The organism is Paraburkholderia sp. BR13439, assembly GCF_040948805.1.
Taxonomy (GTDB): Bacteria; Pseudomonadota; Gammaproteobacteria; order Burkholderiales; family Burkholderiaceae; genus Paraburkholderia; species Paraburkholderia youngii.
On the sequence record NZ_JBFPKN010000004.1, the window covers coordinates 91,569 to 105,227 of the forward strand.

The window sequence follows — 13,659 nt, forward strand, 5'->3', positions numbered from 1 at the left end:
CCGGTGCCCTGCCTGTTGCGGGCTTGGTTCGTGCGCTGCTGGCGTGGCCCGCTGGCGAGCCCGCGCGGCTCACGCGTGCAGCGGCTTCTGCGTCCAGTAGAACGGCACGTCGCGGCAATAGGAGGGAATCGTGAGCACGTCTTGCACAGGCGCGAACATCAGCGCCTTTTCATACGCGATCACCTGGACGTGCGGCATGTCGCCGACGAGTCCGAGATACCACGCACGCATGATCGCGCCGACCGCTTTTGCGAGCGCGGGCTGGTCGGTCTGCAGCGCCTGCGTGACGGTATCGGACGGCACGCCGCCGTGGCCTTGCAGCCAGGTGTTCAGCGCGGCGACGTTCTGCGCGAACTGGTTATCGGCACGCGACAGCGCCTCGTAGACACGCTGGCCGAGCACGGTGTCGAAACTGCTACGGGCGGTGAGGTGTTGCGAAAGCGCGAGGAAGGCATCGAGTCCGCCGCCGGCTGGCGGCGTAGCGGCGAACACGGGCGCGATCCACGACAGCGAACGGCTCGCGCCGGCGAACGCGAGCGCCGCGGCCGCCGCGCACGAACCGAGCACCCAGGCCCTGCGCGAAGCGGAAAACGACGGGGACAAACCGGTGAAACGCGTGGCACTGCGATAGGACTTCGCTCCTTGCCGATGCGTCATGTGGGGACGCGCATCGTTATCCTCAGGAACATCTGTCATGGGGGCTCCAGATGATGAGTCGTTCTCGACGAGCTGCACAGAGAAGGCATGATGCCGTTCGCGTGCCGCTTCGTTTGCTCTTCCCCAAACCTGGTCTGACGCCGCTTCAGCGGTCTCGAATCCGTGCGCGCGATTCACGCGCGCCGCATGTGTGGCGTTGTATGCATGAGCGCAACGATTGCTGCCGTTTTCTGCCAATCGCCTTTCAACTGAAAGCGGCGCGCAAGGCTGCTGCGAAAGACTATAGCCTGTGACCCACAATTCGACAATCGGTCCTCGTTGCACGCGTAGAATCCGCGACACCGACTGCCCTACACTTCGTCGTACATCTCGACTCATGTCCATCAACTACTATCCGCAAGTTCTTCGCAATCGGCCCCGCACGGTGATCGGCCTCGTGATCGGGATCGTCGTCGCGTTCCTCGTGCCCGATCATACGAGCCCGATGGCGCGCACACTGATCGGCTGGGATGCGGCCATCTGGAGCTACCTGCTGATGATCTGGGTGCACATGGCTCTCGCCGACGAGCACCGCGTGCGCGAACGCGCGATACGCGACGACGAAAACGCGGGCGTCGTGCTGGTCGTGATCTGCGTCGCTACGATCGCAAGCATCGCCGCGATCGTGCTCGAACTGGCAACGGCCAAGGGCTCGGGCGGCGCAACGACCTTCTGGCACTACCTGCTGACCGGTCTGACGCTGATCGGCGCATGGTTTCTGATTCCGACCATCTTCACGCTGCACTACGCGCGCCTCTACTACGGCACCGACGCGAAAGAGACCGCGTTGAAATTTCCCGATCATCATTTACTGCCGAACTACTGGGACTTCCTGTACTACTCGTTCACGATCGCGGTCGCGTCGCAGACCTCCGACGTGGTCCTGCGTTCGCGAGAAATTCGTCGCGCGACACTCGCGCAATCGGTCCTGTCGTTCTACTTCAACGTCGCGGTGCTCGGCTTGTGCGTGAACATCGCGGCGGGGCTGCTGGGTTCGTGACTCGGCCATTCCGCGGCGCTCGGATGAATTTCATGCGAATGCCACGCGCGTGCCACATGGCTGCCACATGGCTGCCACGTGAGCGCCACGCTGGCTGCGCGCGTCCGTCCGTGTAAATCCGACCCGCGTCGTCCCGTTTTACATGCCGCGCCAGCCGCGGCGTGCGTAACAATGCCCGCTTAATCGCACGCGCTCCGTGCGGGCGCGCACCTTCGGCACCCGCCATCTCAACGTAACCTCCCCCTTTTCCCGCTAGCGGGCCGCCGCGTTGGCACATGGTTTGCTCCCTTTCCGCGACGAGTGACGACCAGTCCCACCGGACCGGCGTCTGGCGCGAAAGCACCCGCGACTGGCCAGCGGGGTGACGATCTTTGCACTACATTGACCAGTACGTGCCCCCGCTGACGCATCGCGCGGTATCCGGCTCGGGAAGCCCAATGAGCGCTGTGATCGCATGCCAACTGCATCCACACCGCAGCAGGACAACTCTGGAAACGACCGATGGAACCTCCAAACGGGTACGCGCCGCGGATTTACTTTTTTCACTCTCTTCTCGTCGGGCCCCTCGATGCCTGGCCCGCGCAGTTCGCTCACGCGGCCGGGCTCGGCTTCGATCACGCGTTGATCGCCGGGCTGTTCGAGCCTGGCCAGGCGGGCCACGGTCAGGTGGTTGGCAATCACGCGCGGCTGCATCCAGTGTTCGAGGCACAGCATTCGGTGCCCGACGCCGTGCGCATGCTCGCCGAAGCCGCGCGCCGCAATAATCTGACGCTGCTGATCGATCTGGTGATCGACCGCGTGGCCGCCGACGGCGTGCTGTACAGCGAACATTCGGACTGGTTTCACGCGCGCGAGTCCGAGCTCGCGCGGCTCGATCCGCGCCACGTGCATCGCCAAGACAACGTCGCCTACGCGAATTTCGACGACCCTGCGACGAGTGCCTCGCTGTGCGTCTGGTGGACCCAGCAACTGCTCGCGCTCGCCGAGGCGGGGGTCGGCGGCTTCCGTTTCGATTCGCCGCATCGCGTGCCGGCTGCCGTATGGCGGCATCTCGGCGATGAAGTGCGTGCGAAGCATCCGCACGTGCGCTTTCTCGCGGCCACGCCGGGCCTGTCGCGCGGCGATCTGCCCGGGCTCGAGGCAGCCGGCTTCGACAGCGCGTTTTCGTCGGTGCGCTGGTGGGACTTCCGTTCGAGCTGGATGGCCGAGGAGCATGCGGCGCTCGCGCGCGTCGGCGCGCCGATCGCCTTTCCCGAGGCACCGTACGGCACGCGCCTCGCCGCCGAGTTGAGCGACGTGCACGATGCGGCGATCGTCGAGCGGGCGTATCGACGCGCGCTCTTCACGTCGGTTGCAGTGGGCAGCGGCTGGATGATGCCGATGGGCTTCGAATACGGCATCGCCGAACCGATGTCGCAAACGCGCGGCGACGCCGCGCAGTTCGCGCGCGCCGTGCAGTCACGCCGTTTCGATCTGAGCGCCGCCGTCACCCAGGCGAACGACTTCGCGCGCAATACTCCGACGCTGCACGCCAACGGTGAATTGCGCCAATTGAGCGGACCCGGGGCATCGGCCGCGGTTCTGCTGCGCGCCGACGCGGCAGACCTGCGCGACGCCAGCGAAGCACTCCTGATCGCCGTGAATCCCGAACTCGGCGCGCCAGTGCGGGTCGATCCCGCGCGCTTCCTCGCGGGCGTGCCGGGCAGCTTTACGCGCTTCGTGCCGCTCGATGCACGCGGCCGAAACGAACCCGCGGCACTCGCGCCGTTCGCGCTTGCGCCCGGCGCGGTGCGGCTGCTGCGCGCGTTCGCGGAACAGCCGATCTACCTCGCGCCGCCCATCGACAAGTCGAACAGCAAGCGCAGCGGCCACAAGACCGTGCTCGACGCGATCGAGGCGCCGCGCGTCGCGATCGAGAGCGTGTCGCCGTCGGTCGAAAACGGCCGCTTCGCGGCCAAGCGCAGCGTCGGCGAGCGCGCGGAGATTCGCGCGGCGATCTTCGCCGAGGGTCACGACAAGATCGCGGCCGCCGTGCTGTGGCGCGCGGCCGACGAAACCGCGTGGCACGAAGAACTGATGTCGCCCGCACCGCCGGCCGGTCTCGACTTGTGGAGCGCGCGCATTCCGCTCGAACGGATCGGCCGCTACGAATTCACCGTGATTGCGTGGCGCGACGACTTTGCCTCGCTCGTCGAGCACATCCAGAAGAAGCTGAAGGCGAACCAGACCGTCGAGATCGAACTCGACGAAGCCGCGCACCTGTTCGCGCTCGTGCTCGCCGAAGTCGAGACGGCCGAAGGCGCCGACAAGGAATCGCTCGAACACATCGTGCGCGACTTCCAGAAGGCCGACGCCGAACAGAAGCTCGCGCTGATTCTCGCGCCCGCCACCGCGACAGCGATGACCGCCGCGCGCCACCGGCCGTTTCTGAGCCGCGATCAGGTGACCTACAAGATCGACGCGGAACGCACCGCCGCCTATTTCGCGAGCTGGTACGAAATCTTCCCGCGCTCGATGAGCGACGACGAATCGCGCCACGGCACGTTCGCGGACGTCACCGCGAAACTGCCGCGCATCCGCGACATGGGCTTCGACGTGCTGTACTTCCCGCCGATTCATCCGATCGGCCTCGCGAACCGCAAGGGCCGCAACAACACGCTGACCGCGCAGCCGGGCGATGTGGGCAGTCCGTATGCGATCGGCGCGGCCGAAGGCGGCCACACCGCCGTGCATCCGCAGCTCGGCACGCTCGACGATTTCAAGGCGATGCTCGCCGCCGCGCATGCGCACGGCCTCGAAATCGCGCTCGACTTCGCGATCCAGTGCTCGCCCGATCACCCGTGGCTGAAGGAGCATCCGACGTGGTTCGCGTGGCGCCCCGACGGCACGCTGCGCTACGCCGAGAATCCGCCGAAGAAGTATCAGGACATCGTCAACCCGGACTTCTACGCGCGCGATGCGAAGCCCGACCTGTGGCTCGCGTTGCGCGACGTGATCCTGTTCTGGGTCGACGCGGGTGTGCGCATTTTCCGCGTCGACAATCCGCACACCAAACCGCTGCCGTTCTGGGAATGGATGATCGCCGACGTGCGTGCGCGGCACCCTGATGTCATTTTCCTCGCGGAAGCGTTCACGCGGCCGCGCATGATGAACCGGCTCGGCAAGATCGGCTTCTCGCAGTCGTACACGTACTTCACGTGGCGCGAGTCGAAGCGCGACTTCACCGAGTACATGGTTGAGCTCACGCAGACCGGCGCGCGCGATTTCTACCGGCCGAACTTCTTCGTCAATACGCCGGACATCAACCCGCGCCATCTGCAATCGCAGGGACGCACGGGCTTTCTGATCCGCGCGGCGCTGGCCGCGACACTCGCCGGTCTGTGGGGCGTGTATAGCGGCTTCGAACTGTGCGAGGCCACCGCGCTGCCGAACAGCGAAGAGTACCTGGACTCCGAAAAGTATCAGTTGCGCGCGTGGGACTGGCACCGGCCCGGCAATATCGTCGGCGAGATCACCGCACTGAATCGCATCCGGCGCGCGAATCCGGCGCTGCAAACGCATCTCGGTCTCACGTTCCTCTCCGCGCACAACGATCACATCCTGTTCTTCGAGAAAGCGACCGAGTCGCGCGACAACGTGATCGTCGTCGCGATCAATCTCGATCCGTTCAACGAACAGGGCGCGGACATCGAGTTGTCGTGGGACACGTTCCAGCGCTGGCATCTGGACGACCAAGCCGCGCTCGAAGTGATCGACCAGATGACCGGCGCACGCTTCGAATGGCACGGACGCTGGCAGCACGTGCGGCTCGGCTCGGGCCAACCGTTCTCGATCTGGCGCATCGCGCCGCTAGGCGGCCTGCCCGCCGATCGCCCGGAGGACAGCGACCACGAACACGACAGCGCTCTTCCCGCAGACGCTGTCACCCCAACCTGGATGGAAGGTGGAACATGAAGCGCGACGATCCAGCCCAATCCACGCACGAGGCGCAAACGGCCGCGGCCGTCGGCACCGCGGCGAAGGTACGCACGCGCCGGCGTGGCAAGCCCGCGGCGCTCAGCGACGATCCGCTGTGGTACAAGGACGCGATCATCTACCAGGTGCACATCAAGTCGTTTTTCGATGCGAACAACGACGGCGTCGGCGATTTCCCCGGCTTGATCGCCAAGCTCGACTATATCGCCGAGCTCGGCGTCAACGCGATCTGGCTGCTGCCGTTCTATCCGTCGCCACGCCGTGACGACGGCTACGACATCGCCGACTACCGCAACGTGCATCCCGACTACGGTCAGCTCGCGGACGTGCGGCGCTTCATCCAGGAAGCGCACGCGCGCGGCATCCGCGTGATCACCGAGCTCGTCATCAACCACACGTCGGATCAGCATCCGTGGTTCCAGCGCGCACGGCGCGCGAAGGCCGGCTCGAACTATCGCAACTACTACGTGTGGTCCGATACCGATCAGAAGTACGCGGAGACGCGCATTATCTTCATCGACTCGGAGCCGTCGAACTGGACGCACGATCCGGTTGCGGGCGCGTACTACTGGCACCGCTTCTACTCGCACCAGCCCGATCTGAATTTCGACAATCCGGCGGTGATGAGAGAGGTGCTGCAGGTGATGCGCTTCTGGCTCGACATGGGCATCGATGGGCTAAGGCTCGATGCGGTGCCGTACCTGGTCGAGCGTGAAGGCACCAACAACGAGAACCTGCCGGAAACGCACGAGATCCTGAAACGGATTCGCGCGACCATCGACGCCGAGTATCCGAACCGGATGCTGCTCGCCGAGGCGAACCAGTGGCCCGAGGACGTCAAGGAGTACTTCGGCAACGAAGACGAATGCCATATGGCGTTCCACTTCCCGCTGATGCCGCGCATCTATATGTCGATCGCGAGCGAGGACCGCTTCCCGATCACCGACATCATGAAGCAGACGCCGGACCTCCCCGATTCGAACCAGTGGGCGATCTTCCTGCGCAATCACGACGAGCTGACGCTCGAAATGGTCACCGATTCCGAGCGCGACTATCTCTGGAACACGTATGCGAGCGATCGCCGCGCACGTTTGAATCTCGGCATTCGCCGCCGTCTCGCGCCGCTGATGGAGCGCGACCGCCGCCGCATCGAGCTGATCAACTCGCTGCTGCTGTCGATGCCCGGTACCCCCGTCATCTACTACGGCGACGAACTCGGCATGGGCGACAACATCCACCTCGGCGACCGCGACGGCGTGCGCACGCCGATGCAGTGGTCGTCGGATCGCAACGGCGGTTTCTCGCGCGCCGACCCCGAGCAACTGGTGTTGCCACCGGTGATGGGTACGCTGTACGGCTTCGACGCGGTCAACGTCGAAGCGCAGAGCCGCGACCCGCACTCGCTATTGAACTGGACGCGCCGCATGCTGGCGACGCGGCGCGCGAAGCAGACCTTCGGGCGCGGCACGATTCGCTTTCTGAAGCCGGAAAACCGCAAGATTCTCGCGTATCTGCGCGAGATGCCCGGCGAGGCGCCGATCCTGTGCGTCGCGAATCTGTCGCGCGCGCCGCAGGCGGTCGAGCTGGACCTGTCCGAATTCAACGGCTTCGTGCCGATCGAGATGACCGCCGATTCGGTGTTCCCCGCGATCGGTCAGCTGACCTATCTGCTGACGTTCCCGCCGTACGGCTTCCTGTGGTTCATGCTGTGCGAAGGCGGTGGGCGTCCGACGTGGGCGCAGGCGCATTCCGAGCCGCTGCCCGAGTTCGTCACGATCGTGATCCGCGAGGGGCAGACCGGGCCGACACCCGAAAACGTGCGGCTGCTCGAATCCGAAGTGCTGCCGTCGTGGCTGAGCCGGCGCCGCTGGTTCGCGTCGAAGGATCAGAAGATGCATGCAGTGCGGCTCGCCGCGCTGACCACGATTCCGAACGGCGGCTTCGCATTCACTGAAATCGAAGCGGACGTCGGCGATCACACCGAGCGCTACGTGGTGCCGATCGCGCTCACGTGGGGCGGCGAAACCACCACGCCGCTATTCCTGCAACTCGCGTTGGCGCGCGTGCGGCGCGGCCGCAACGTCGGCCATCTGACCGACGCGTTCTCGCTGCCGATCTTCGCGCACAACGTGCTGCGCAAGATGCGCGAACACGCGGTCGTGCCGACCGTGCAGAAGAGCGAAATCAAGTTCCTGCCGACCGAGCGCTTCACCGAACTCGACAATCTCGGCGAGCGGCCCGAGATTCGCTGGCTTGCGGCCGAGCAGAGCAACAGCTCGCTCATCATCGCCGATGCCGCGGTGCTGAAGCTGGTGCGGCGGCTCGTCAGCGGCATCCATCCGGAAGCGGAAATCAGCCGCTATCTGACGCAGCTCGGCTATGCGAACACCGCGCCGCTGTATGGCGAAGTGGTGCGCGTCGATCCCGAGGGCGTGCCGCATACGCTCGCGATCCTGCAGGGCTTTATCGACAATCAGGGCGATGCGTGGAACTGGTCGCTCGATTATCTGCGCCGCTCGGTCGACGAACTCGCGATCGCGGTCGACACCGAAACGCAGACCGCACCCGACCGCACGAACGAGTCGATCCTGCTGGACGGCTACGGCGAACTCGCGGGCATCATCGGCCGACGGCTCGGCGAGCTGCACGTCGCGCTCGCCACGCCGAGCGACGACCCCGCGTTCGCGCCGGAACATGCCAACGCCGAACAGGTGAAAGCATGGGTCGACGCGACGCAGACGATGCTCGCGAGCGCGCTCGATCTGCTCGCGCCGCGCATCGCGGAGATGAGCGACGCGGACACGAAGGGGCTCGCGCAAAGTCTGATCGATCGGCGCGCCGCGCTGGTCAAGGCGGTCGACAATCTCGTGCCGGGCGACGCGGGGGCGTTGCGCATCCGCATCCACGGCGACTTCCATCTCGGTCAGGTATTGGTCGCGCACGGCGACGCGTATCTGATCGACTTCGAGGGCGAGCCCGCGCGTTCGCTCGAGGAGCGTCGCCAGAAATCGAGCCCGTTGCGTGACGTAGCCGGTCTGATGCGCTCGCTGTCGTATGCGAGCGCGGCCGCGCAATCGACCACCGAAAGCGCGCCGCAACAGACCGCCGATCGCAAGCGTGCTCTGTTCGAGCGCTTCCGCTCCCACGCGACCACGGCGTTCCTCGCTGAATACCGCGCGGCCGCCGCTCAGTCGTCGGAACCGCTCGTCGCGCCCGAATCCGAAGAGGCGCTGCTCGATCTGTTCCTGATCGAGAAGGCCGCTTACGAGATTCGCTACGAGGCGGCCAACCGGCCGACGTGGCTCGGCTTACCGGTGCGCGGCCTCGCGGCGCTCACGAGCCGTCTGCTCGGCGACACCGGCGCACCGCCGCATTTCGATCCATCAACCCGGGTGTCCGGCTCCGCCACGCCGCCCAACCCGGCCGAGGGCGACTATGAGTGAGCATGATCCGGCCGCAGGCCTTCAACCCGTCGATATCGACGCGCTCGTCGAAGCGCGCCACCCCGATCCGTTTTCGCAGCTGGGGCTGCATCAGACAGACGCGGGTCCGATCGTGCGCGCGCTGCTGCCGAATGCCGCGCACGTCACCGTGATTTCGCGCGCCGATGGCGCGACGCTCGGCGAGCTCGAGCAGCTCCGGCCTAGCCTGTTCGCGGGCCGCATCACGTCGGCGATGCCGTATCGCTTGCGCATCGACTGGCATGGCGTCGTGCAGGAAGTGGAGGATACCTATTCGTTCGGTCCGGTGCTCGGCGACGAGCCGCTCCAACGTCTCGCACACGGCGATCCGTACGCGGTGCTCGAATGTCTGGGCGCGCGGCCAGTCGACATCGACGGCGTGCCGGGCGTGCGTTTTGCCGTGTGGGCGCCGAATGCGCGGCGCGTATCGGTGGTCGGCGACTTCAACGCGTGGGACGGCCGCCGTCATCCGATGCGGCTGCGTCATCAGGCGGGTGTGTGGGAACTGTTCGTACCGCGCGTCGGCGCCGGCACGCGCTACAAGTACGAGCTGCTGTCGCGCGACGGCCATCCGCTGCCTTTGAAAGCCGATCCGTGCGCGATGCAGACGGAAATGCCGCCGGGCACCGCGTCGATCGTCGCGCACGTCGACGAGATCGAGCAGTTTCCGTGGACCGATCACGAGTGGATCCAGTCGCGCGCCGGCAAGCAGACCGCGCGCACGCCGATCGCGATTTACGAAGTGCACGCGGAGTCGTGGCTGCGCATCGCCGAGGAAGGCCAGCGCGGTCTCGTCTGGGAAGAGCTCGCCGAGCGGCTGATTCCCTACGCGAAGAGCATGGGCTTCACGCACATCGAATTTCTGCCGATCGCCGAGCATCCGTTCGGCGGCTCGTGGGGCTACCAGCCGCTCGGACAGTTCGCGCCGTCCGCGCGCTTCGGCAAGCCGGAGCAATTCGCTCGTTTCGTCGATCGCGCGCACGAAGCGGGGCTCGGCGTGATTCTCGACTGGGTGCCCGCGCATTTCCCGAACGACGCGCATGGCCTGATCGATTTCGACGGCACGCCGCTCTACGAACATGCCGACCCGCGCGAGGGCTATCACCAGGACTGGAACACGATGATCTACAACCTCGGCCGCAACGAGGTCAGCGCGTTCCTGATCGCGTCGGGGCTCGCGTGGCTGCACCGCTATCACGTCGACGGCCTGCGCGTGGATGCGGTCGCGTCGATGCTGTATCGCGACTACTCGCGCGCGGCCGGCGAGTGGGTGCCGAACATCTATGGCGGCCGCGAGAATCTCGAATCGATCGCGTTCCTGAAGCGCTTGAATCATGAAGTCCGCTATGTGCCGGGCGCACCCGGCGCGATCACGGTCGCCGAGGAATCGACCGCATGGCCGGGCGTCACCGCGCGCGTCGCGGATGGCGGTCTCGGCTTCGACTTCAAGTGGAACATGGGCTGGATGCACGACACGCTGCACTACATGCACGAAGACCCGGTGTATCGCCAGTATCACCACCACAACATGACGTTCGGCATGGTGTACGCGTATTCCGAGCGCTTCGTGCTGCCGCTTTCGCATGACGAGGTGGTGCACGGCAAGGGTTCGCTGCTCGGCAAGATGCCCGGCGACCGCTGGCAGCGTTTCGCGAATCTGCGCGCGTACTTCGGTTTCATGTGGACGCACCCGGGCAAGAAGCTGATGTTCATGGGCGGCGAATTCGGCCAGATGGCGGAGTTCGACCATGACGGCTCGCCGCATTGGCATCTTCTCGACGATCCGGCCCACCACGGCGTGCAGTTGCTGGTGCGCGACCTGAACCATCTGTATCGCAACGAGCCGGCGCTGCATCTGCTCGACAGCGAACCGGGCGGCTTCGAATGGTTGATCGGCGACGACAGCGCCAACAGCGTGTTCGCCTATCGGCGCACCGACGGCGCGGGCCAGGAGTTCGTCGTGGTGTGCAACATGACGCCGGTGCCTCGACTCGGCTATCGGCTCGGCATGCCGCGCGGCGGGCGCTGGGTGGAAGTCCTCAATACCGATGCGGCCGTGTACGGCGGCTCGAACATCGGCAACGGCGGGCTGATCCATTCCGACCAGCTATCGAGCCACGGCAGGCCGCATTCCGCCGCGCTGACTTTGCCGCCACTCGCAACGATCGTATTGCGCGCGGACTAAGGAAACGTGCCGCAGCACAGGCGCGCGGCGCGAAGGCAAGCGCCGCGCCCCCCGTTGCATGAAGACTCGGACGGACCCGGGCTCTAGCTCGACAATCAGAACAGGAAAGGGAAAACATGTCGCATGCGTTGCCCGACCGGTTGCTGCCCGGCTCACCGTATCCGCTCGGCGCGAGCTGGGACGGGCTGGGTGTCAACTTCGCGGTGTTCTCGGCCAATGCGCAAAAAATCGAGCTGTGCCTGTTCGATTCCACCGGACGCAAGGAGATCCGCCGCTTCGCCATGCCCGAATGCACCGACGAGATCTGGCACGGCTATCTGCCGAACGCGCATCCTGGCACCGCGTACGGCTTTCGCGCGCACGGGCCGTATCAGCCGCATTTCGGGCATCGCTTCAATCCGCACAAGCTGCTGCTCGACCCGTATGCGCGCAAGCTCGTCGGGCAGTTTCGCTGGTCCGACGCGCTGTTCGGCTATCGCGTGCATTCGAATCGCGCGGACCTTTCGATCGACCGGCGCGATTCCGCGCCCGCGATGCCCAAGTGCGTCGTCGTCGACGAGGCGTTCGACTCGTCGCACGACAGGCGTCCCGACGTGCCGTGGGGCGAAACCGTGATCTACGAAACGCACTTGCGCGGCGCGTCGATGCTGCGCTCCGATCTGCGCCAGCATGAGCGCGGCACGTTCGCGGCGCTCGCCGCGCCCGAGTTCATCGAGCATCTGCTGAAGCTCGGCGTGACCGCGGTCGAGCTGCTGCCCGTGCACGCGTTTCTAAACGACCGCTTCCTCGTGGAGCGCGGCCTGCGCAACTACTGGGGCTACAACACGGCCGCGTTCTTCGCGCCGGAGCCGACCTACCTGAGCACGCACCGGCTCGATGAAATGCGCATCGCCGTGCGGCAACTTCACGCGGCCGGCATCGAGGTGATTCTCGACGTGGTCTACAACCACACCTGTGAAAGCAACGAGATGGGCCCGACCGTCTCATGGCGCGGCCTCGACAACGCCAGCTACTACCGGCTGATCCCCGGCGACGAGCGTCACCATATCAACGACACCGGCTGCGGCAATACGGTCAATCTGCCGCATCCGCGCGTGATGCAGATGGTGATGGATTCGCTGCGCTACTGGTCGACCGCGTTCAACATCGACGGCTTCCGTTTCGATCTCGGCGTGACGCTCGGGCGCGAAAGCCACGGCTTCGATCCGGGTTCGGGCCTGTTCGACGCGTTGCGCCAGGACCCGGTGCTATCGCAACGCAAGCTGATTTCCGAGCCTTGGGATATCGGTCCTGGCGGCTATCAGCTAGGCAATCATCCGCCCGGCTTCAGCGAATGGAACGACCGTTTCCGCGACACGGTGCGACGGTTCTGGCGTGGCGACGCCGGCCTGCGGCCCGACCTCGCCGCGCGCCTGACCGGTTCGGCCGATCTGTTCAACCGGCGGCATCGCAAGCCGTGGGCGTCGCTCAACTTCGTCACGTCGCACGACGGCTTCACGTTGGCCGATGTCACCGCGTACGAGCAGAAGCACAACGAAGCCAACCAGGAAGACAACAACGACGGCCACAACGAGAATTGCAGCCGCAACTGGGGTGTCGAAGGCGCGACCGACGACCCCGCGATTCTCGCCACGCGCCGCCGCGTGTCGCGCTCGCTGATCGCGACACTGATGATCGCGCTCGGCACGCCGATGCTGCTCGCCGGCGACGAAGCGCTGCGCACCCAGCGCGGCAACAACAATGCTTACTGTCAGGATAACGACCTATCCTGGATCGACTGGGACCTTGCGGATTCGCCGGAAGGCCGGCGCATGACCGAGTTCGTCGCGCGCGTGATCGGCTTGCGAAAGCGCCACCCGCTGTTGCGTGAAACGCGCTTTCTGTTCGGCGACCGTGAGGTGCTGCCCGGCCTGTTCGACGTCGGCTGGTTCGACGAACACGGCGATCCGCTGACGATCGAAGCGTGGCAGGACCCGGAGGGGCGCGCGTTCACGTTGCGTCGCGCGGGACCGGGCCTGAATGGCGAAACCGAAGTATTGTTACTGATGCTCAACGCTCACGACGAACCGCTGCAGTTCTCGCCTCCCGCGCCGCACCTGGAATGGCATGTGCTGCTGGACACCGCCGATCCAGATCGCGCGCCGCAGCGGCTAGCGACGGCAGAACTCGAGGTCGGCGCACACGGCCTCGTGATACTCGCCGCGCAGCCGACCGGCGAAGCAGATTGGCAAGCCGGCTGGGTGGCCGGCGCGCAGCATGGGCCTCGGTTGTTGACCGCGCTGCCGCCCGACCCCGGCGCGCAGACACCAAACGACGATGGCTCGCAATGAACGACGCACTGC

At 65.7% G+C, this 13,659-nt stretch carries 6 protein-coding genes; 5 read left to right on the top strand and 1 reads right to left on the bottom strand.

What is annotated here, in order from left to right; translation table 11 throughout:
* Positions 1 to 69: 69 nt before the first annotated feature.
* A complete protein-coding gene (locus AB3X96_RS09740; protein WP_368589551.1) occupies positions 70 to 696 on the bottom strand; it encodes a sugar dehydrogenase complex small subunit in 627 nt (208 codons plus the stop codon).
* A 337-nt stretch (positions 697 to 1,033) separates the two neighbouring features.
* Here AB3X96_RS09740 and AB3X96_RS09745 point away from each other — a divergent pair, with 337 nt between their 5' ends.
* The 5 genes from AB3X96_RS09745 to glgX all read left to right on the top strand — a co-directional run bounded on the left by AB3X96_RS09745 (position 1,034) and on the right by glgX (position 13,647).
* Complete coding sequence (locus AB3X96_RS09745) at positions 1,034 to 1,696, top strand: DUF1345 domain-containing protein (protein ID WP_176123338.1); 663 nt, start codon at positions 1,034 to 1,036, stop codon at positions 1,694 to 1,696.
* A gap of 501 nt (positions 1,697 to 2,197) precedes the next feature.
* Positions 2,198 to 5,650, top strand: coding sequence for a maltotransferase domain-containing protein (locus tag AB3X96_RS09750; RefSeq protein ID WP_368589552.1), 3,453 nt, complete (start codon positions 2,198 to 2,200; stop codon positions 5,648 to 5,650).
* Complete coding sequence (gene treS, locus AB3X96_RS09755) at positions 5,647 to 9,114, top strand: maltose alpha-D-glucosyltransferase (protein ID WP_368589553.1); 3,468 nt, start codon at positions 5,647 to 5,649, stop codon at positions 9,112 to 9,114. The genes AB3X96_RS09750 and treS overlap by 4 nt, the downstream gene beginning before the upstream one ends.
* Entirely contained in the window at positions 9,107 to 11,317 is a 2,211-nt protein-coding gene (glgB, locus tag AB3X96_RS09760; protein WP_368589554.1) for a 1,4-alpha-glucan branching protein GlgB, read from the top strand. Before treS ends, glgB begins: the two co-directional genes overlap by 8 nt.
* Positions 11,318 to 11,433: 116 nt before the next feature.
* Entirely contained in the window at positions 11,434 to 13,647 is a 2,214-nt protein-coding gene (glgX, locus tag AB3X96_RS09765) for a glycogen debranching protein GlgX (protein WP_368589555.1), read from the top strand.
* The last annotated feature ends 12 nt before the right edge of the window (positions 13,648 to 13,659 follow it).

Bases quoted from the DNA above. Each gene is read 5' to 3' on its own strand.
- glgX (WP_368589555.1), top strand. From the start codon at position 11,434: ATGTCGCATGCGTTGCCCGACCGGTTGCTGCCCGGCTCACCGTATCCG.
- AB3X96_RS09740 (WP_368589551.1), bottom strand. From the start codon at position 696: ATGACAGATGTTCCTGAGGATAACGATGCGCGTCCCCACATGACGCAT.
- glgB (WP_368589554.1), top strand. From the start codon at position 9,107: ATGAGTGAGCATGATCCGGCCGCAGGCCTTCAACCCGTCGATATCGAC.
- AB3X96_RS09745 (WP_176123338.1), top strand. From the start codon at position 1,034: ATGTCCATCAACTACTATCCGCAAGTTCTTCGCAATCGGCCCCGCACG.
- treS (WP_368589553.1), top strand. From the start codon at position 5,647: ATGAAGCGCGACGATCCAGCCCAATCCACGCACGAGGCGCAAACGGCC.
- AB3X96_RS09750 (WP_368589552.1), top strand. From the start codon at position 2,198: ATGGAACCTCCAAACGGGTACGCGCCGCGGATTTACTTTTTTCACTCT.